The 20,006-nt window shown below is 71.0% G+C and carries 17 protein-coding genes; 16 read left to right on the plus strand and 1 reads right to left on the minus strand.

The annotated features are described in order from the left end of the window. Positions 1-87: 87 nt before the first annotated feature. From B4N89_RS22715 to B4N89_RS22785, 15 genes are all read left to right on the plus strand, one after another. The gene (locus B4N89_RS22715) at positions 88-564 is read left to right on the plus strand and encodes a Rieske (2Fe-2S) protein (RefSeq protein ID WP_078977667.1); all 477 of its coding nucleotides are present in this window, start codon (positions 88-90) and stop codon (positions 562-564) included. A 39-nt stretch (positions 565-603) separates the two neighbouring features. After that, positions 604-2,700: an excinuclease ABC subunit UvrC gene (gene uvrC / locus B4N89_RS22720; protein WP_078977668.1), complete on the plus strand. Its 2,097-nt coding sequence runs from the start codon at positions 604-606 to the stop codon at positions 2,698-2,700. Between the two features lie 24 nt (positions 2,701-2,724). Beyond that, positions 2,725-3,618, plus strand: a complete 894-nt coding sequence (gene rapZ, locus B4N89_RS22725) for an RNase adapter RapZ (protein ID WP_078977669.1) — start codon at positions 2,725-2,727, stop codon at positions 3,616-3,618. Then, entirely contained in the window at positions 3,615-4,580 is a 966-nt protein-coding gene (locus B4N89_RS22730; protein ID WP_101897146.1) for a gluconeogenesis factor YvcK family protein, read from the plus strand. The genes rapZ and B4N89_RS22730 overlap by 4 nt, the downstream gene beginning before the upstream one ends. Continuing rightward, on the plus strand, positions 4,571-5,551 hold the full coding sequence (gene whiA / locus B4N89_RS22735) for a DNA-binding protein WhiA (RefSeq protein ID WP_020553580.1): 981 nt from the start codon (positions 4,571-4,573) through the stop codon (positions 5,549-5,551). Before B4N89_RS22730 ends, whiA begins: the two co-directional genes overlap by 10 nt. Before the next feature lie 185 nt (positions 5,552-5,736). Then, positions 5,737-6,981 (plus strand): GNAT family N-acetyltransferase, encoded by a 1,245-nt coding sequence (locus tag B4N89_RS22740; protein ID WP_078977671.1) that lies wholly within the window; start codon positions 5,737-5,739, stop codon positions 6,979-6,981. Between the two features lie 179 nt (positions 6,982-7,160). Beyond that, entirely contained in the window at positions 7,161-10,385 is a 3,225-nt protein-coding gene (locus B4N89_RS22745; protein WP_078977672.1) for a M14 family metallopeptidase, read from the plus strand. A 143-nt stretch (positions 10,386-10,528) separates the two neighbouring features. Continuing rightward, positions 10,529-11,065 (plus strand): hypothetical protein, encoded by a 537-nt coding sequence (locus tag B4N89_RS22750; RefSeq protein ID WP_078977673.1) that lies wholly within the window; start codon positions 10,529-10,531, stop codon positions 11,063-11,065. A gap of 197 nt (positions 11,066-11,262) precedes the next feature. Beyond that, a complete protein-coding gene (gap, locus tag B4N89_RS22755) occupies positions 11,263-12,267 on the plus strand; it encodes a type I glyceraldehyde-3-phosphate dehydrogenase (RefSeq protein WP_078977674.1) in 1,005 nt (334 codons plus the stop codon). Positions 12,268-12,405: 138 nt separating this feature from the next. After that, positions 12,406-13,593 carry a phosphoglycerate kinase gene (locus B4N89_RS22760; RefSeq protein WP_078977675.1) on the plus strand — a complete coding sequence of 396 codons (1,188 nt, stop codon included), beginning with the start codon at positions 12,406-12,408 and terminating at the stop codon, positions 13,591-13,593. Positions 13,594-13,598: 5 nt separating this feature from the next. Further along, complete coding sequence (tpiA, locus tag B4N89_RS22765) at positions 13,599-14,393, plus strand: triose-phosphate isomerase (protein WP_078977676.1); 795 nt, start codon at positions 13,599-13,601, stop codon at positions 14,391-14,393. 250 nt (positions 14,394-14,643) lie between these two features. After that, positions 14,644-16,314 carry a hypothetical protein gene (locus B4N89_RS22770; RefSeq protein ID WP_078977677.1) on the plus strand — a complete coding sequence of 557 codons (1,671 nt, stop codon included), beginning with the start codon at positions 14,644-14,646 and terminating at the stop codon, positions 16,312-16,314. Further along, a complete protein-coding gene (locus B4N89_RS22775; RefSeq protein WP_078977678.1) occupies positions 16,311-16,658 on the plus strand; it encodes a hypothetical protein in 348 nt (115 codons plus the stop codon). The genes B4N89_RS22770 and B4N89_RS22775 overlap by 4 nt, the downstream gene beginning before the upstream one ends. 126 nt (positions 16,659-16,784) lie before the next feature. Then, positions 16,785-17,021, plus strand: a complete 237-nt coding sequence (gene secG, locus B4N89_RS22780; protein ID WP_078979549.1) for a preprotein translocase subunit SecG — start codon at positions 16,785-16,787, stop codon at positions 17,019-17,021. 197 nt (positions 17,022-17,218) lie between these two features. Then, positions 17,219-17,554, plus strand: coding sequence for an RNA polymerase-binding protein RbpA (locus tag B4N89_RS22785; RefSeq protein WP_040877318.1), 336 nt, complete (start codon positions 17,219-17,221; stop codon positions 17,552-17,554). Between the two features lie 156 nt (positions 17,555-17,710). Here B4N89_RS22785 and B4N89_RS22790 read toward each other — a convergent pair whose 3' ends face one another. Then, positions 17,711-19,072 (minus strand): tetratricopeptide repeat protein, encoded by a 1,362-nt coding sequence (locus tag B4N89_RS22790; protein WP_078977679.1) that lies wholly within the window; start codon positions 19,070-19,072, stop codon positions 17,711-17,713. 276 nt (positions 19,073-19,348) lie between these two features. On the opposite strand from B4N89_RS22790, the gene B4N89_RS22795 reads away from it, so the two are divergent. Continuing rightward, positions 19,349-19,957, plus strand: coding sequence for a hypothetical protein (locus B4N89_RS22795; RefSeq protein ID WP_078977680.1), 609 nt, complete (start codon positions 19,349-19,351; stop codon positions 19,955-19,957). Positions 19,958-20,006: the final 49 nt, after the last annotated feature.

Genomic DNA, 20,006 nt, shown 5'->3' on the forward strand with positions numbered 1-20,006 from the left:
CCGGGTGCGAGGATTGACCGGCCTCACGGTGGCGCGGCCCGGGTCGGGCCGCGCCACCGGCGTCACCCGTTCACAAGGAGATCCCGCATGACCGCGCAGCACCAAGCCCGGCCCGAGCACCCGTCCGACACCGCGGGCGAGGCCGGACCGGATCGGCGCACGCTGCTGCGCGGCGCCGCGGTGGTGGGCGCTGTCGGCGTCGCCGGGGTGGCCGTGACCGCCTGCACGACGGAGAACCAGCCCGCGACGCCGCACGAGAAGAAACTGCTCGACGGGCCGGTCACGGTGGGCCGGTCCGACGACGTGGCGGTCGGCAAGGGCAAGGTCTACACCGACACCTCGATCGTGGTGACCCAGCCGGCCAAGGACGATTACAAGGCGTTCGACGCCCGTTGTCCGCACCAGGGGTGTCTGGTCACCAAGGTCGACCAGGGTGTCATCCAGTGCCAGTGCCACGGCAGCCAGTTCTCGATGAACGACGGTTCGGTCGTGCGCCGACCCGCCAAACGCGGTCTCACACCGCTGCCGGTCACCGTCGCGAACGGCGAGATCGTGGTGGGTTGACCGCGAAAATCTGTTGGAGCCAGCACATAGGGTGGAGAAATGGACCCGTCGTCGTACCGGCCCGCGCCCGGCCAGATCCCGACGTCGCCCGGTGTGTACCGGTTCAGCGACGAGCACGGGCGCGTGGTCTACGTCGGCAAGGCGAAGAACCTGCGCGCCCGGCTCTCGTCCTACTTCCAGGACCTGGCCAACCTGCACCCGCGCACCCAGACCATGGTCACCACCGCCGCCTCGGTGGACTGGACCGTGGTCGGCACCGAGGTCGAGGCACTCCAGCTCGAATACTCCTGGATCAAGGAGTTCGACCCCCGCTTCAACGTCAAGTACCGCGACGACAAGAGCTATCCCTCGCTCGCGGTGACGTTGAACGAGGAGTTCCCGCGCGCCCAAGTGATGCGCGGTCCGCACCGCAAGGGGGTGCGCTACTTCGGGCCGTACGGGCACGCGTGGGCCATCCGCGAGACGCTCGACCTGCTGCTTCGGGTCTTCCCGGTACGCACCTGCTCGGCCGGGGTGTTCAAGAACGCCCGCCAGGTGGGCCGGCCGTGCCTGCTCGGCTACATCGGCAAGTGCGCGGCGCCGTGCACCGGCAAGATCTCCGCCGAGGACCACCGCGCGCTGGCCGAGGACTTCTGCGAGTTCATGGCCGGCCGCACCGGGCCCTACGTCAAGCGCGTCGAGCGCGAGATGAAGCAGGCCGCGCAGGCGATGGAATACGAGAAGGCGGCCCGGCTGCGCGACGACCTGGCCGCGCTCACCCGCGCCCTGGAGAAGAACGCGATCGTCTTCGGCGACGGCACCGACGCCGACGTGATCGCCCTCGCCGAGGACGAACTCGAGGTCGCCGTCCAGATCTTCCACGTGCGCGGCGGTCGGGTGCGCGGCCAGCGCGGCTGGGTCACCGAGCGGGTCGAGGACGTGGACACCGCCGACCTGGTCGAGCACTTCCTCCAGCAGCTCTACGGCGAACAGCGCGGCGAGGCGGTGCCGCGCGAGGTGTTGGTGCCCGCGCTGCCCGCCGACACCGCCGCGCTGAGCGAGTGGCTGTGCGAACTGCGCGGCGCCAAGGTCGAGGTGCGGGTGCCGCAGCGCGGCGACAAGAAGTCGCTCCAGGAGACCGTGCGGCGCAACGCCGCCCAGGCGCTGAACCTGCACAAGCTGCGCCGCGCGGGCGATCTGACCGCCCGCTCGCTGGCGCTGCAACAACTCGCCGAGGCGCTGGACATGGACACCGCGCCGCTGCGCATCGAGTGCTACGACATCTCGCACCTGCAGGGCACCGAGGTGGTCGCCTCGATGGTGGTCTTCGAGGACGGCCTGCCGCGCAAGAGCGAATACCGGCGCTTCGCGATCAAGACCTTCGAGGGCCAGGACGACCCGCGCGCGATGCACGAGGTGCTGACCCGGCGTTTTCGGCGGTACAAGTCCGACCTCGCGCGTGACGCGGCCGGCGATGCCGCGGCGGACGCGGAGGGCGCCGACGGCGCGGAGCACACCGGGCCGATCGACCCCGAGACCGGCAAGCCGAAGCGGTTCGCGTATCCGCCCCAGCTGGTCGTGGTCGACGGCGGGCAGCCCCAGGTCGCCGCCGCGATGCGGGCCTTGGAGGAGGCCGGCGTGGTGGACGTCACCGTGTGCGGCCTGGCCAAGCGGCTCGAAGAGGTCTGGGTTCCGGGGGAGGACGACCCGATCGTGCTCCCGCGCAGCAGCGGCGAGGCGCTGCTGATGCTCCAGCGCATCCGCGACGAGGCGCACCGCTTCGCGATCACCTACCACCGCGCCAAACGCTCCAAGGCGATGACGGCGAGCGCGCTGGACGACATCCCCGGCCTGGGCGAGACCCGGCGCAAGGCGGTGCTGGCGCACTTCGGCTCGCTCAAGCGCCTGCGCGCGGCCCGGATCGAACAGATCACCGAGGTGCCCGGCATCGGTCGGGCCACCGCGGCGGCGATCGTGGCGGCGCTCGCCACGCGGGCGCCCGCGGCTCCCGCCGTGAACACCGCCACGGGCGAGATCATGGAGGACGACGACGTCGCCGGCGCCGACGACGGTGTCGGCGCGGCGGACGAGGCGGTCCCGGTTGTCCCCCCGAGGCAGGAACCAGCAGGAGGAAGCGTTGAACTCGCCCAGCCGTAGGTGCGGCACGCACCGGGGGGACGCATGAGTACCGAGAACACGAACGACGAGGTCGAGGGCACCCCGGAGCTGGTGATCATCTCCGGCATGTCCGGCGCCGGTCGCAGCACCGCCGCCAAGGGCATGGAGGACCTCGGCTGGTTCGTGGTGGACAACCTGCCGCCGTCGCTGATCCCCGCCATGGTCGACCTCGGGGCCCGCACGCAAGGGGCGGTCGCGCGGATAGCGGTCGTCGTCGACGTGCGCGGACGCACCTTCTTCGACGACCTGCGCTCCGCGCTCGGCGAGCTGGACGCGTCCGGCGTGCTGCGTCGGATCGTCTTCCTGGAGGCCTCCGACGACGTACTGGTGCGCCGCTTCGAGGGGGTCCGCCGGCCGCACCCGCTCCAGGACGACGGCCGCATCCCCGACGGCATCGCCCGCGAGCGCGAACTACTGCGCGAGCTGCGCGGCGAGGCCGACCTGGTGATCGACACCTCCGACCTGAACGTGCACCAGCTGCGGGCCCGGATGGACGACCGGTTCGCCGGCTCCGGCGAGCCGCAGTTGCGCGCCACGGTGATGTCCTTCGGCTTCAAGTACGGCCTGCCCGTGGACGCCGACCTGGTGGTCGACTGCCGCTTCCTGCCCAACCCGCACTGGATCCCGGAACTGCGCCCGCACACCGGCATGGACGAGGCGGTCAGCCGGTACGTGTTCGACCAGCCCGGCGCGAAGGAGTTCCTGGACCGCTACGCCGAACTGCTGCACATCGTCACCGAGGGCTACCGGCGCGAGGGCAAGCGCTACGTCACGCTCGCGGTGGGGTGCACCGGCGGCAAGCACCGCAGCGTCGCGATGGCCGAGCGCCTCGCCCGCCGGCTCACCGAGGACGGCCTGGACACCGTGCTCGTACACCGCGACATGGGCAGGGAATGAGCGGCCCCAAGGTGGTCGCCCTGGGCGGCGGACACGGCCTCTCCGCCTCGCTGGCGGCGCTGCGCCGGCTCACCGACGACCTGACGGCGATCGTCACGGTCGCCGACGACGGCGGCTCCAGCGGGCGGCTGCGCAAGGACCTGGGCGTATTGCCGCCGGGCGATCTGCGGATGGCGCTGGCCGCGCTGTGCGGCGACGACGAGTGGGGGGTGACCTGGAGCCGGGTCATCCAGCACCGGTTCCGCCGCGAGGGCGAGCTGAACGGGCACGCGGTCGGCAACCTGCTCCTGGTCGGCCTGTGGGAACTGATGGACGACCCGATCGCGGCGCTGGACTGGATGGGCCGCCTCCTCGGCGCGCACGGGCGGGTGTTGCCGATGTCGGCGGTCCCGCTCGACATCGAGGCGGACGTCGCCGGGCACGACCCGGCCCACCCGGAGCGGGTGTCCACGGTGCGCGGGCAGGCCCAGGTCGCGGTCACCCCGGGCGACGTGCGCGGGATCCGACTGCTCCCGGCCGATCCGCCGGCCGTACCCGAGGCGGTCGCGGCGGTGCGTGACGCCGATTGGGTGGTTGTCGGGCCCGGTTCGTGGTTCACCTCGGTACTGCCCCACCTGCTCGTTCCCGAGTTGGCGGCGGCGCTGGTGGAGACCAAGGCCAGGCGGCTGTTGGCGCTGAATCTGGCCCCGCAACCGGGCGAGACGGCGGGTTTCTCGCCGCAGCAGCACCTGGAGGTGCTGGCCGCGCACGCCCCGGCGCTGACCTTTGACATCGTCCTCGGCGACCGCGACCGTGTGGAGGACGTACCGGGCCTGGAACGGGCCACGGCGGCGCTCGGTGGACACGTCCATCTGGCCCCCGTTTCGGCGGTCGACGGCTCGCCGCGACACGACCCCGAACGGTTGGCCTCGGCCTACGGCCGGATCTTCGTCGATCGTGAAAGGATCGCTTCATGGCGATGACGGCAGCAGTGAAGGACGAGCTCAGCCGCCTCCCGGTCACCCGGTCGTGCTGTCGCAAGGCGGAGGTCTCCGCGCTCTTGCGCTTCGCGGGCGGACTGCACATCGTGGGCGGGCGAATCGTCATCGAGGCGGAGTTGGACACCGCGATGGCCGCGCGCCGGCTGCGCAAGGACATCCTCGAGGTCTACGGGCACAGCTCGGACCTGGTCGTGGTGGCTCCCGGCGGGCTGCGCCGCGGCAGCCGCTACGTGGTCCGGGTCGCGGTCGGCGGCGATCAACTGGCCCGCCAGACCGGGCTGCTGGACGCGCGCGGGCGACCGGTACGCGGACTGCCGCCCCAGGTCGTCTCGGGTGCCACGTGCGACGCGGAGGCTGCCTGGCGCGGCGCGTTCCTGGCCCACGGCTCGCTCACCGAACCCGGCCGCTCCTCGGCCCTGGAGGTGACCTGCCCCGGCTCGGAGGCGGCGCTCGCCCTGGTCGGCGCGGCGCGTCGGCTGGGCCTGGCGGCCAAGTCGCGCGAGGTGCGCGGGGTGGACCGGGTGGTGGTCCGCGACGGCGACGCGATCGGCGCGCTGCTCACCCGGCTCGGCGCGCACGAGAGCGTGCTGGCCTGGGAGGAGCGGCGGATGCGCCGCGAGGTGCGGGCCACGGCGAACCGGTTGGCCAACTTCGACGACGCGAACCTGCGCCGCTCGGCCCGGGCGGCGGTCGCCGCGGGGGCACGGGTGCAGCGGGCGTTGGAGATCCTGGGCGAGGAGGTCCCGGAGCACCTGGCGGCGGCCGGCAAGCTGCGGCTCGACCACAAGCAGGCGTCGCTGGAGGAGCTGGGCGGGCTGGCCGAGCCGCCGCTGACCAAGGACGCGGTCGCGGGTCGGATCCGCCGCCTGCTGGCGATGGCCGACAAGCGCGCGGGCGAGCTGGGCATGCCCGGCACCGACGCCGGACTGTCCGTGGACATACTCGTGTCCTGAGCGCTCCGGGGGTCATCGGCTCCCGGCGCGGGCGGCTCGAACCCGCGGGGTTCGGCCCACGCGCCCGCCGCGCACGCCAAAACCATTCGAAGGCGTCGATCCGCGAGACATAGAGTCTCCGGATCGGCGCCTTCGTCCGTAGTCGCGGAGGCAAGGCCGCGCACGCGAGGGAAGGAACCACCACCGTGGACGTCCGCACGATCGACGAAGACGAGCTCATCCCGTGGACCGCCGCCGTCGGCGTCGGCTTTCTCCGAGTCCCCGACGACTCCAAGGAGAACCGTGAGAAGCGGTTGGCCCACTGGCGCGAGCGGGCCGACCTGGCCAGGACGCGCGGGGCCTTCGACGGCGATCGATGTGTGGGCACCTTCCGCAGCTTCGCCACCGGGCTGACCGTGCCCGGCGGTGCGATCGTGCCGGTGTCGGCGATCACCAACGTGACCGTCTCGCCCACTCATCGTCGGCGCGGGCTGCTCACCGAGATGATGCGGCTCGACCTGGCCGACGCCGCCGCGCGCGGCGAGATGCTGGCCATCCTGATCGCCGCCGAATACCGCATATACGGCCGGTTCGGCTTCGGCGTGGCCACCGAATACCAAAAGTTCACGCTCGACATGCTGCGCACCGACTTCGCCCCCGACGCACCGGTCGAGGAGGGCGGGCGGATCGAGCTGGTCACCCCCGAGGAGGTGGCCGAGCTGGGCCCGCCGCTGCACGAGGAGTTCCGCGGGCTGCGCGCGGGCGCGATCGGCCGCACGGCGCTATGGTGGGGCAACTACACGGGCCTGAACCCGTCCCCGGCGAATCCGGCCCCGCCCCGCTTCCACGCGATCTACCGCGACCCGTCCGGGAAGGTCGCCGGTCTGGTCTCCTACCGCACCGACGACCGCTGGGACGAGTTCGTACCCAAGGTGACGCTGACCGTGGACTCGCTGATGGCGCTGACCCCGGCGGCCGAGTTCGCGCTGTGGCGGTTCTGCGCGAGCGTGGACTACGTGGAGAAGATCGAGGCCGCCGACCGCAGTCCCGACGAACTGTTGCCGATGCTGCTCACCGACGCCCGGGCGATCACCACGCAGACCCGCCGGGACTTCGTCTGGACCCGGATCCTGGACGCGCCCGCCGCGTTCTCCGCGCGCACCTACGGCGCCCGGGACCGGCTCGTGGTCGAGGTCTCCGACGATCTCGGGTACGCGGCCGGCCGGTTCGCGATCGACGGCGCACTCGACGGCGGCACGTGCGTGCCGACCGGGGAGCCGGCCGAACTGGCCCTGGACGTGGCCACGCTCGGCGCGTTGTACCTGGGTTCGGGGTCGCCGGTGCGGCTGGCCGTGGCCGGGCGGATATCCGAGTTGTCACCCGGTGCCGCCGAGCGGGCCGAGGCATTGTTGCGGACGCCGCGCGAACCGTGGTGCCCCGACTGGTTCTGACCACATCGTGGAATCTTTGCGCGTAGCCTCGACCGAATATGACCGTCAGTCAGGTCTCGTGTACCACGCGGTAGGTGCCGTAGCATGCGCAACACCCGGGCGCAGGAGTCACGTTCCATCCCTCGGGTGGTGATTTCGCGCCTACCCGTATGCACGCCTAACCCACGACTGGGGGGTCGATGAGGCGTCATCGTTCCACGGGCACCACCAAACGAGTTCGGCTGGCCACGACGGGGATCGCGGCGCTTTCGCTGGCACTGGGTCTGTTGACCGCAGCGCCGGCGAGCACCGCGGCACCCGCCGCCGGTCCCTCCTATCCCGAAGTGACCAGCGCACCACCGGAAGCGAAGCTTCCTCCGGCGGGCGACAACGGACCGCAGTCCTACACGATCAAGGCCGACTCCGCCCAGGTGAAGCAGATCTTCGCCCTGGGCGTGGACCGCCACGAGACGAAGGCCACCAGGACCGCCGACGGCAAGGCCGAGCTGGAGGTGATCCTGAGCGATGCCCAGGCCGCCAAGCTGCGTGCCGCCGGCCTCGCGGTGGAGGCGAAGTCCCAGGCGCAGAACCGCTCGGCGGCTCCGGCCGCGGCGGGCGTCTTCCGCAAGTACAGCGGTCCGGGCGGCCTGGGCGCCGAGCTGGTGCAACTCGCCAAGGACCACCCGGACATCGCCAAGACCGTCAGCATCGGCAAGACCGTGCTCGGACAGGACATCCTCGCGGTCAAGGTGACCAAGAACGTCCGCACCAGCCCCGACGGGTCCAAGCCCGCCGTGTTGTACATGTCCAACCAGCACGCGCGCGAGTGGATCACGCCGGAGATGACCCGCCGGCTGCTGCACCACTACGTGGACGGCTACGGCACCGACGCCGAGGCGACGCGGCTGGTCGCGGACAACGAGCTGTGGTTCGTGATCTCGGCCAACCCCGACGGCTACGACTGGACCTTCCAGACCGGCCAGCGGTTGTGGCGCAAGAACCTGCGCGACAACAACGGCGACGGCGTGATCACCGCCGGCGACGGTGTCGACCTCAACCGCAACTTCGACTACAAGTGGGGCTACGACAACGAGGGCTCCTCGCCCGACCCGTTGAACGAGACCTACCGCGGCCCCGCCCCGTCCTCCGAGCCGGAGACCCGGGCGATCGAGGGCTTCGCCCGGCACATCAAGGCGAAGTTCGTGGTCAACTACCACTCCGCCGCGCAACTGATCCTCTACGGCGTCGGCTCGCAGGTGGCGACCCCCAGCCCCGACGACGAGATCATGGTCGCGCTCGCGGGCGACGACGCGCACCCGGCGGTCGCGGACTACGACCCGGACCTGTCGGCCGAGCTGTACGTGACCAACGGCGACACCGACGGACAGATGAACGAGGCGTACAAGACGCTCTCGTTCACCCCGGAGATGTCCACGTGTGCCACGGCCGCCGGTTACCTGCCGGACGATCCGTACACGGTGGAGAACTGCGGCAGCATCTTCAGCTTCCCGAACGACGAGACGCTGGTCGGGATGGAGTACGCCAAGAACCAGGCGTTCGCCCTGTCGGTGGCCAAGTCGGCCAAGGACCCGGACGACCCGGTCTCCTCGGTCGGGCGCAAGGCTCCCGACCTGATCGCCGACCGGTTCGAGCACTCCTATGCCGAGGACCACGACGACCAGACCGTCGCGGTGATCGCCAAGCGCGCGCTGACCAACCGCAAGCTCAACTACCGCGTCAACGGCGGCCCGGCCAAGACCGCGGGCGTCAAGGAGTGGAAGGGCGGCAAGCGGTACGGCGAGCAGGGTTCGGTCTACTACGCCGAATACCGGGGCGACATCAAGAACGTGCGCACCGGTGACCGGGTCGAGGTGTGGTTCACCGGCGACAAGGCCGGCACCGGCAAGGTGGAGAGCGATCGCTTCACCTTCACGGTGGAGAGCGGCATCGCCGAGAAGACCGAGACGCTGGTCCTGGCCAACGAGGACTACAAGGGCGTCAACCCGACCTACCCGCCGAACACCGTCGGTCCCAAGTACGCGCAGCAGTACGTGGACGCGCTGGCGGCCAACGGCATCAAGGCGGCCGTCTACGACGTCGACAGGCTCGGCGCGCCGCACCACCTCGGCGTGCTCTCGCACTTCAAGGGCGTGTTCTGGTACCTCGGCGACAACCGACTGACCACGGACGCGGCCCGGGAGAACACCGACGTCCAGGGCGACATCTACCAGGACGCCCAGGTCACGCCGCTGGTCCAGGACTTGACCGTCAACGTGCGCGACTTCCTCAACGAGGGCGGCAAGCTGGCCTACCTCGGCGAGACCGCGGGCTACTACGGTCCCCTGCGCAGCGCCGCGGGCGGCGGCATCTACTACGGCCTGAACGGGCACCCGGACCAGCCCTGCAAGGTCACCGTCGACCCGACGAGCGACTGTCTGATCGTCTCCGACGACTTCACCCAGTACTGGCTCGGCGCCTTCGATCGCTCGGCGACCAACGGCGCCTCCGGTGTGGTCGGTTCGGCCGCGCCCTTCGAGGGCATCGACAAGCCGCTGCCGGGCACCGCGTCCAACCCGCTGAACGAGGCGGGCGGATTCCTGCCCACCAGTTCGATCCTGACGCCGGACAAGTTCCCGCTGTTCGACAGCCGCTCGGTGGCGACGTACTCGGGCAACACGTCCGGGCCGTACACCCCGGCCGAGGGCAAGTGGTACATCAACGGCCTGCACACGGACAACGCGTACAAGCGACTGACCCGCACGATCGACCTCACCGGGGTCACCGCGGCGGACGCGGCGAAGCTCACCGCGCAGTTCTCGTACGACACCGAGCGGGCCTGGGACCACGCGATCGTGGAAGCGCACACCGTCGGCGCCGAGGACTGGACGACGCTCCCGGACCTGAACGGGAACAGCACCACCAAGCCGCCCACCTCCTGTGAGGGCGGCGACCTGGTGGCCACCCACCCGCAGTTGAAGCACTACCTCACGGTGACCACTCCCAAGTGCCTGAGCACCGGTACCACCGGGTCGTGGAACGCGTTCACCGGCAACTCGGGCGGCTGGAAGCCCGTCGCGTTCGACCTGTCCGCGTACGCCGGCAAGAAGATCGAGGTGTCGATCGCGTACGTGAGCGACGCGAACACCGGCGGCACCGGCCTGTTCGTGGACGACACCAAGGTCGTCACCGCGGCGGGTGTCCGGGACGCCGAGGCGTTCGAGACCGGTCTGGGCCCGTGGGTTCTGGCCGGCCCGCCGCCCGGTGACCAGGCGCTGGTCGGCTTCACCCGCAGCCAGGCCGCGTTCGGCTCGTCGGTGATCGCCACCGACGACACGATGCTCGTCGGCTTCGGCCTGGAGCAGTTGGCCACGGCACAGGACCGCAAGGTCTTCGTGGACCGGATCCTGCGGGAGTTGTACAAGTAGGCGCGAGCGCGTGTGATCGACCCACCGGGAAAAACCGGTGGCCGTGATACCGGCCCCCGGCGGAGACTTCTCCGCCGGGGGCCATTAACGTCTCTGCGCACATGCGAGTTCCCGCATGTCACTTCTTTCGGGGGGATTTCTTCGTGAGCAACAACGCGCCGGGGTCGTGGGGGCCGCAGCAGGGTCCCGGCCAGTGGCCGCAACAGCCCGGTCCGCCCGGACCGTTCGGCTCGGGCCCGTACGGCGGCCCGCCGCCGCAGCCGCAGCCGCCTCGCACCGGCAACGCTGGTCTGGCCGTGCTGGCCGGAGTGGGAGCGATGCTGGTCGCCGCCGGGCTGTACGGCGTGATCGTCAAGTCGATGGAGATCCAGAGCACCTGGTTCGGCGTGGGCGTCGCGGCGCTGATCGCGTTCGCGGTGGGCCGGGTCGGCGGGGCCGATCCGGTGTTGCCGGTGGTCGCGACGGTGCTGGCGCTGCTCGGGGTCGTCCTGGGACAACTCACCGCACTCACCCTGTCCGGCGCCGACGAACTGGACATCTCGGTGCTCGATGTGCTCACCGATTACGGCAGCGATCTGATGCGGGGCTGGAAGGACGGACTGGAGTTCTTCGACTTCCTCGTCTTCGGGTTCGCCGGGGTCGCGGCCTTCGGCATCACGAAATCGGTCGGGGAGAAGTAACCCGCCCGAGATCGCCCGCCGCACTGCTTTTCCGATCATCCGTCCCGCCCTGGGCCCCTTGCGCAGCAAGCCTGCGTGGAGGTGCCCGGGGCGTCACGGTAGGGTCGGACATGGCCGGGGATATCGCAGATTCCACTGACCATCTCCTCGGCCATTCACCATCAGGGCATTCGGCGTTCGACAGAGGAGATCGGTTCGTGACGATCCGGGTAGGCATCAACGGATTCGGCCGTATCGGCCGCAACTTCTTCCGCGCGGCGCTGGCCTCGGGCGCGGACTTCGAGATCGTCGGGGTCAACGACCTCACGAACATCGCGACCCTGGCCCACCTGCTGAAGTACGACAGCATCCTCGGCCGCATCGGCCAGGAGGTCACCCACACCGACGACGCGATCACCGTCGGCGACAAGACCTTCAAGGTCATCGCCGAGCGCGACCCGGCCGCACTGCCCTGGGGCGAGCTGGGCGCCGACATCGTGATCGAGTCCACCGGCATCTTCACGGACGCCGAGAAGGCCAGGAAGCACATCGAGGCCGGCGCGAAGAAGGTCATCATCTCGGCTCCGGCCAAGAATGAGGACGTCACGATCGTGATGGGCGTCAACCACGAGAAGTACGACGCCGCCGCGCACACGATCATCTCCAACGCCTCCTGCACGACCAACTGCGTCGCACCGATGGCCAAGGTGCTCCTGGAGAACTTCGGCGTGGTCAAGGGCATGATGACCACGGTCCACGCGTACACGAACGACCAGGTCATCCTGGACTTCCCGCACTCGGACCTGCGTCGCGCCCGCGCCGCCGCCACCAACATCATCCCGACCTCGACCGGTGCCGCCAAGGCCACCGCGCTGGTCATCCCCGAGCTCAAGGGCAAGCTGGACGGCATCGCCATGCGCGTCCCGGTCCCCACCGGCTCGGTCACCGACCTGGTCGTCGAGCTCGAGCGCGAGGTCACCCGCGACGAGGTCAACGCCGCCTTCCACAAGGCCGCCGAGGGCCCGCTCAAGGGCTACCTCACCTACACCGAGGACCCGATCGTCTCCTCCGACATCGTGACCGACCCGTCCTCGTGCACCTTCGACTCGGGCCTGACCATGGCCCAGGGCAAGCAGGTCAAGGTCGTCGGCTGGTACGACAACGAGTGGGGCTACAGCAACCGCCTGGTCGACCTGGTCGGCTACATCGGCGGTCAGCTCTGACGGACCGGCACACGTGCCGATAGTCGACGCTCGACGATGCGGGCCCGGGTGACACGTCGTCGCCCGGGCCCACCGTTTCTGCGACATCCGAGCACGACCATCCCCACCGTTTCTTCGACATCCGAGGACGAGTCGAACTTGAAGACCATCGACGACATCGACGTATCCGGTAAGCGCGTCCTGGTGCGCGCCGACCTCAACGTCCCGCTCGACGGCGGACGCATCACCGACGACGGCCGGATCCGGGCGAGCGTGCCGACCATCGAGGCGCTGCGCGGCCGCGGCGCCAAGGTGATCGTGTGCTCTCACCTGGGTCGGCCCAAGGGCGCCCCCGAGCCCGACTTCTCGCTCGCCCCGGTGGCCGCGCGGCTCGGCGAACTCCTGGGAGCCGACGTGGCGTTCGCGACCGACACGGTCGGCGACAGCGCCCGGGCGACGGTCGGCAAGCTCGCCGACGGCGAGGTGGCGCTCCTGGAGAACCTGCGCTTCAACCCGGGCGAGACGGCCAAGGACGACGCCGAGCGCGGGGCGTTCGCGGACCGGCTCGCCGACCTCGCCGAGGTGTACGTGGGCGACGGTTTCGGCGCGGTGCACCGCAAGCACGCGTCGGTCTACGACGTGCCGGCCCGGCTGCCGCACGCGGTCGGCGGCCTGATCGCCACCGAACTGGACGTGCTCAAGCGGCTCACCGACGACGTGCAGCGCCCGTATGCGGTGATCCTGGGCGGTTCGAAGGTCTCCGACAAGCTCGGTGTGATCGACAGCCTGCTGGAGCGGGCCGACCGCATCCTGGTGGGCGGCGGCATGGTGTTCACCTTCCTGGCCGCGCAGGGCCACGAGGTGGGCAAGTCGCTTCTGGAGCGGGACCAGATCGAGCGGGTCCGCGAGTATCTGGCCCGGGCCGAGGCGAAGGGCGTGGAGTTCGTCCTGCCGGTCGACGTGATCGCGGCCACCGCGTTCGCCGCCGACGCGGACCACGCGGTGGTCTCCGTCGAGGCGATCCCGGCGGACCGGCTCGGCCTGGACATCGGCCCGGCGTCCGGCGAGTTGTTCGCCGACAAGCTGGCCGACGCGCAGACGGTCTTCTGGAACGGCCCGATGGGCGTGTTCGAGATGGAGCCGTACAGCCACGGCACCCGCGCGGTGGCCCAGGGGCTGATCGACTCCGACGCGTTCACCGTGGTCGGCGGCGGCGACTCGGCCGCGGCCGTGCGTACCCTCGGCTTCGACGAGAACGCCTTCGGCCACATCTCCACCGGTGGCGGCGCGAGTCTGGAATACCTCGAAGGCAAGTCCCTGCCCGGCCTCGAAGCTTTGGAGGGCTGAATCCGATGTCCGCCGTGAAGAACACCTCCGGTCGCATCCCGCTGATGGCGGGCAACTGGAAGATGAACCTCAACCACATCGAGGCCATCTCCCTGGTGCAAAAGCTCGCGTTCACCCTGAACGACAAGGACTTCGACCGGGTCGAGGTCGCGGTACTGCCCCCGTTCACCGATCTGCGCTCGGTGCAGACCATGGTCGAGGCGGACAAGCTCCGCTTCACCTTCGGTGCCCAGGACATCTCGCAACACGCGGGCGGCGCGTACACCGGTGAGATCGCCGGGTCGATGCTGGCCAAGCTCAACTGCACGTACGCGCTGGTCGGCCACTCCGAGCGGCGCCAGTACCACCACGAGGACGACGCGCTGGTCAACGCCAAGGCGCACGCCGCCTACGCGAGCGGCCTGGTGCCGATCGTGTGCGTCGGCGAGGGCCTGGACGTGCGCAAGGCCGGCGAACACGTCGCGTACACGCTCGCCCAGGTCGAGGGCGCGCTGAAGGGCATCACCCCCGAGCAGGCCGAGTCCGTGGTGATCGCCTACGAGCCGGTCTGGGCGATCGGCACGGGCGAGGTGGCCACCCCGGAGAACGCGCAGGAGGTGTGCGCGGCGATTCGGGGCAGGCTCGCCGAGTTGTACTCCGCCGACCTGGCGGACCGGGTGCGGGTGCTGTACGGCGGTTCGATGAAGCCGAACAACGTGGCCGGCCTGATGGCGCAGGCCGACGTGGACGGCGGCCTGGTCGGCGGCGCCTGCCTCCTCGCGGAGGACTTCGCGCGGATCGTGCGCTACCAGGAGCAGTAGGACGAACGTTGGTCGATCGGGCCCGGGGCGCACGTCGCCCCGGGCCCGACGCGTGTCCGAGATCGTGCGCCGATCGGTCATCGGGGCCGGAACCACTCGTTCCCCATAAACCCGATGCGAGTATTTCCAACCCGCTTGCCCCACCCATAACCGGTACCTGACGATAAGTCATCGCCAAGTGGCCGGTAGTCGCCCCTCTGCGGCGACTGTGGCCGGCTGCCCCCAGGGGGTGCGGGTGTCCTTTCCAGACATGTCCAGAACCGGGGATACCGGAGCCACACGGTATCTGTGCACGGGTGCGGAGATCGACGAGCGGTTCGCCGCGCGGGTGATCGAGGAATTGTGGGAGAACGCGCACCGGGACCGCGCGCCTTCCTACGGATACAACGAACAGGCGGTCCTGGAGCACGCGTTGGCCGCCCGCAGGCGGCGGATCCTGCGCGATGTGATCGCGTTTTTGGTGCCGGTGATGATGGCCCTGATCGGCTTCGGCGTCGCGGCCGGGCTGACCTGGCTGGCGCTGGTGCTCTTCTTCGGCCTGATGACGGTGCGCAGCGGCGTCGTGGGCGGGGGCGGTGTGCGCGACCTGCGGAGCCGGGCGGCGGCGCAGGTGTCGTGGGTGGCGGCGCTGCTGTTCGGGCTGATGTTGTACCTGGTGGCGGGGGGTACCGGGAAGCCGCCGGACTTCACGATGATCGCGCTGACCGTGCTGCCCGCCTACGCCGTGGTGGTGTTCGTGGTGTGGATCGAGCGTATGCAGCAGCGCGCCACGGTGGTCTCGGACCTGGGCCCCGGGCGTACCTGGGTGCCGACGGCGCCGCCGGGACCGGCGCCGGTGGGCGGGGTCGGGACGTTACAGGGGGCGCTGACCGAGGTGTTGCCGCCGCGCCCGACACACGCCCCGGTCGACGTCGCCGAGCCGCCGGCGTCGGTGGTGCCGCCGCCGATCCCGTCCACCGTGCGCTACAGCGGCTACGTGCCGTTCGTCGGCGCGGGCGAGTTGGTGGAGAGCTGGACCTTCCCGGTCGAACTGCGCGGGGCCGGGCCCTCCGTGCTGGACGCGCCGCGGCCGAGTATCACCGACAAGAACGGATACACCCCGTTCACCGTCGACGAGTTGACGGGTGCGATCTGCACCGCGTTCGAGGGGTTGTCCCGCTCCGAGGAGGGCCGGCACCGGTTGACCGGGCTGAGTGTGCAGATGCACGAGTTCAGCAGCGGGATCACCGGCGGCGCGGTGCCGCCGCCGGCCGAGGCGACCCGACGCTACCTGTGTGTGCGGGTGGGCACGTGGTCGCAGGAGGTGGTCGTCTCGGTACTGATCCGCTTCACCCTGGACGGCCGCATGTTGTACACCGAGTTGCACGAACTGGTGCTGCCGCCGATCCGGCCCGACTTCCACGTCGCCGACGAGTGGTTGCACGCCGCCGACGCGGCCACCCTGTGGGGGGCGTTCGGCCACGCCCTCGTGGAGGCGCCGGGACTGATGGCCTCGGCGGCGGGCCGGTTGATGCGGGTGTGGTCCTCGTGGTGGCGCCGGGCCGGCAACCTGCGCGCGGCGCACGAGCGCACCGCCCGCAACCTGCCGGTGGACCGGGGCGCGCGGGCCTCGGTGCGCGAGTTGGGCGCGTCGGCGAACTACGCCACGTTCTTCCAGAACTCGGACGCGGAGAAATACCTCAAGCTGATCGAGCGCAAGTTCACCGTATTCGTGCTGGACTTCCTCCAGCGCAGGAACGTGGATGTCACCGAGTATCGCCAACGCAACGAGCTGGTCCTCAACAACGGGATCATCCAGCACGTCTCGGGCGACCTCAACAACAGCGGCGCGATCGTCGCGGGCCGCGGCAACCAGGCGTCCGTGCGCGGTTCCGGCGGGGTCGGCACCGGCGCACGATCGACAGCGGGAGGTACCTCGTGAACACCGCCGAATCGAACGTCACCGGACCGGAACCGGAGCCCGAGGACCCGGGCGCGGACGAACCGCGCAACGACGGGATCAGCCTGTCGGGCGGCCCGGTGACCAACACCGGCGCGATCGTGGCGGGCGGTGACAACCGGGTCACGGTGCGACGCACGGGCGCGGTGCGCGGCACCCGGGACGCCGGGCGGGGACACCCGCTGACCAGCACCGGCGCGCTGGTCAGCGGCAGTGGTCACGAGCTGGAGGTGGAGGACACCGGAGACGTCGAGCCGGCCGACGCCGCGGCGGACCCCGGGGAGGGCCGGTCGCCGGGGGAGCGGAGCACGCCCGACCAGCCGTAATACTATGATCCGCCGGATTAGCCGAAGGGCCGCACGGCTCCCACTTGCGGGGCGCGGCAGCGTACTCTGTCCGGTGGCCGGGAATCTCCGGCCTCCGCGTTCCGCCAGAAGGAGTTGGGCCCGGCCGTGATCACCGGTTTCTCGATCGCCCTGATCGTCTTCAGCCTGCTCATGGTGCTGTTGGTGCTGCTGCACAAGGGCAAGGGCGGCGGCCTGTCGGACCTGTTCGGCGGCGGCATGTCCTCCTCGCTCGGCGGTTCCTCCGTCGTGGAGAAGAACCTCGACCGCATGACCATCATCGTCGGCGTGTGCTGGATCACGACGATCGTCGTACTCAGTCTGCTTCTCAAGAACTCGTACTGACGACTCGTAGCGACAAACGCGTACCGACAGGCCGGTTCGGCCGCTGTTTCCACCCGCGCGGTGGCCTTTCTGACGGACTGTCGGAAACGGTCGGAAAAGGGCCACCGCTCGGTTCAACCTTGCGCGAGGCGCACGTACACTGGACGCCAAGCCGCGCAACGGGGGCGCGACCTCAAGGACCAAGGGGAGTTTTTACCGTGGCAAGTGGCAACGCCATCCGTGGGAGTCGGGTCGGCGCCGGCCCGATGGGGGAGGCTGAGCGCGGCGAAGCAGCCCCACGTCTCCGTATCTCTTTCTGGTGCGCGAACAAGCACGAGACCCAGCCGAGCTTCGCGACCGACGCTCAGGTCCCCGAGACGTGGGACTGCCCCCGCTGCGGACTGCCCGCCGGGCAGGACCAGCACAACCCGCCGGACGCCCCGCGTACCGAGCCCTACAAGACGCACCTCGCCTACGTGCGCGAGCGGCGCAGCGACGCGGACGGCGAGGCGATCCTCGCCGAGGCGCTGGCCAAGCTGCGCGGCGAACTCTGAGTCCGGTCCCGGGCTCGACGAGCGTGTACCCGTACGGTCGGCCGTAGGCCGCCGTCGGGGGAGCCGCCGGGAGTGACGACCCACCTTCGGGTGCCGTCGTGACTCCCGGCGGTTTTTTGTGCCGCGTCGTTCGGCGCGCGCCGCCCGGGCGGGGCGTCAGTCGCGCACGGGCAGAGCCTCCTGGGGGACCGGGCGGTGTACGCGGCGGCGGTCGGCCTGGTGGGGCAGCGGACGCCCGCCGCGTTCGATCCAGCCCGGCAACTCCTCGCCGGTGGCCGCGAGCCAGCGGTTGCGCACCGCGTCGGGGTCGGCGTGGTGGGCCCGCACCAGGGTGTCGCCGGCCAGGTCGGAGACGCGGTCCAGGTTGAGCGCGGTGCCCACGCCCAGGGCCGCGGCGAGCGGCGGCACCGCGTCGGCGGGCCGGCCGGCGGCGACCAGGACGATGCCGTACAGCGCGTAGGTGACCGGGACTTCGGGGCGGCGGGCCAGCACGGGGTCGGCCCGCACCCGTCTCGCCCGCAGTCGGACCGCCTCCTCCAGCGCGTCCACCGCCTCGTCGTGCGCGCCGGCGGCGCTGTGCAGCAGGCCCAGGCTCTGTAGCGAGGCGGCGAGTTCGTCCTCGCGGCGCCCGGCGGGGGCGTGCTCCGCGCCGGCGTAGCCGCGGCGCACCTCGACCGCCTCGGCGGCCAGCGCGATCGCCTCCGGGCCGCGGCCGAGGCGGGCGAGCAGGGTGGCGTGCCGGAGCAGCACGGCGGCCTGCCGGGCCTCGGGCGGACCGACCCCGAGCAGCCGTTCGGCCTCGGTGAACGCGGCCAGCGCGGGTTCGCTCGCGCCGCCGGCGGCGAGTCGGCCGGCGAGTTCGTCCAGGGACAGGGCGAGTTCGACCCGATAGCGCTCGGGCGTGCGGGCGGCGAGGGTGCGAAAGAGCTGTACCGACTCGTGCAGCGCGCCCAGCGCGGCCGACTCGTCGCCGTGGTCGCCGAGTCGGGCCCCCAGTTCGCGCAGGGTCAGCGCGAGCAGCGGGCGGTGCGCGCGGTGGTCGAACGCGGCCAGTCGGCGGGCGTGTTCGGCGGCGCTCGCGGCCACCTTCACCGCGTCCTCGGTGCGGCCGTCGGCGGCCGCCACGGCGGCGAACGCGCGCAGTCCGCCGACCAGGGCGGGGCCGTGCCGGCGGTGGTCCCTGGCGGCGAGCGCGCCCAGCATCCGCACCGCGGCGCGGGCGGGCGCGGCGGCGTCGGCGTGCCGACCGGCGCGGGTCAACTGCCGTGCCTTCTCGGTCAACATCTCGGCCCGGGTCGCCTCGGCGTCGTCGACCTCGGCCGGAGCGCCGACGACGCCCGGCGGATTCGGTTCCGGTTCGGCCGGATCCGGCCCCTCGGTCCGTCCGCGTTCGGCGAAGGACGGCGCGGCGGGCGCGGTTTCGGGCGTGGCGAGGCCCGGACACGGCGACTGCGACTCGCGCCGGTGCCGGTATTCCTCCAGGTGACGCTCATGGCGTCGCAGCCATCCGAACCGCACGGGTCCCCACCTCGCCTCTGGTCCCGAAGACCTCCGCGTGACGCTATCGCGAGCGGGCCGCCGACGGGGCCGAACGGGTACGGATCCGGCCACGCACGCCTGACCGAGACGACAGCGGGATGTCCGCGGCATGCCGTTTTGCCCGGCCCGGTTCACTCCTTGGGCTCGGCTTTGCCGACTGGGCGGGGGATCCCGCGCGCTCGTGTTCCAAGATCGCTAATGTGTGCGAGTTCCATCGAAGTACGGGCGCGGCGCGCCCGACGCACAGGGGGTTCGATGCATCCGATCACACGCAGGACCTGGGGCGGGATCACCGCCGTGACGATCGGCGCGCTCGCGCTGGTCGCCTGCGACGCGGACGACAAGAAGGACACATCCAAGGCGGTCGACAGCCCGACCGCGACGGCGACGGCGACCGCGCCGCCGCCCACCGGCACCCCCGGTGGCTCCGGTACGCCGGCCACGCAGGCGCCCAAGTCGGCCAAGCCGTCGGCGAGTCTGTCCTCGGCGGGCGACCAGGGCGAGGACTGCGGCCCGGCGCCGACCACCAAGCCCGGACACCGGATCGTCTACCCGAACAAGGCGCCCAGCAAGGACTCGCTGTACTACCGCGACACCAAGTTCGTGTGCGACCCCAACGACGGCCACTACGAGCCGGTCGGCGCCGAGCAGACGCCGCTGCGCTTCGCGGCGCAGGCCACGGGCACCCTGTCCGGACCGACCCCGTGGAAGGCGCAGTACCTCGGCCAGGTGTGGGACCACATCGACAAGTGCCTGGCCGGTCGGACCGACCCCGGACACCCGTGCTCGTCGTCCGGGGCCTATGAGATCACCCTGAACGCCGCCGGCGAGATCAGCGACATCAGGGAGATCTACCACTCCTGACCCGCCGGCCCGGTCGGGCTCTCCCACCCACGGGAGGGCCCCGCCGGGC

This window comes from Embleya scabrispora (assembly GCF_002024165.1).
GTDB classification, from domain to species: Bacteria; Actinomycetota; Actinomycetes; order Streptomycetales; family Streptomycetaceae; genus Embleya; species Embleya scabrispora_A.

Coding starts and splice junctions, on each gene's coding strand:
- B4N89_RS22715 (WP_078977667.1), top strand. CDS start 88: ATGACCGCGCAGCACCAAGCCCGGCCCGAGCACCCGTCCGACACCGCG.
- B4N89_RS22795 (WP_078977680.1), top strand. CDS start 19,349: ATGCATCCGATCACACGCAGGACCTGGGGCGGGATCACCGCCGTGACG.
- whiA (WP_020553580.1), top strand. CDS start 4,571: ATGGCGATGACGGCAGCAGTGAAGGACGAGCTCAGCCGCCTCCCGGTC.
- B4N89_RS22770 (WP_078977677.1), top strand. CDS start 14,644: ATGTCCAGAACCGGGGATACCGGAGCCACACGGTATCTGTGCACGGGT.
- B4N89_RS22745 (WP_078977672.1), top strand. CDS start 7,161: ATGAGGCGTCATCGTTCCACGGGCACCACCAAACGAGTTCGGCTGGCC.
- tpiA (WP_078977676.1), top strand. CDS start 13,599: ATGTCCGCCGTGAAGAACACCTCCGGTCGCATCCCGCTGATGGCGGGC.
- uvrC (WP_078977668.1), top strand. CDS start 604: ATGGACCCGTCGTCGTACCGGCCCGCGCCCGGCCAGATCCCGACGTCG.
- rapZ (WP_078977669.1), top strand. CDS start 2,725: ATGAGTACCGAGAACACGAACGACGAGGTCGAGGGCACCCCGGAGCTG.
- B4N89_RS22730 (WP_101897146.1), top strand. CDS start 3,615: ATGAGCGGCCCCAAGGTGGTCGCCCTGGGCGGCGGACACGGCCTCTCC.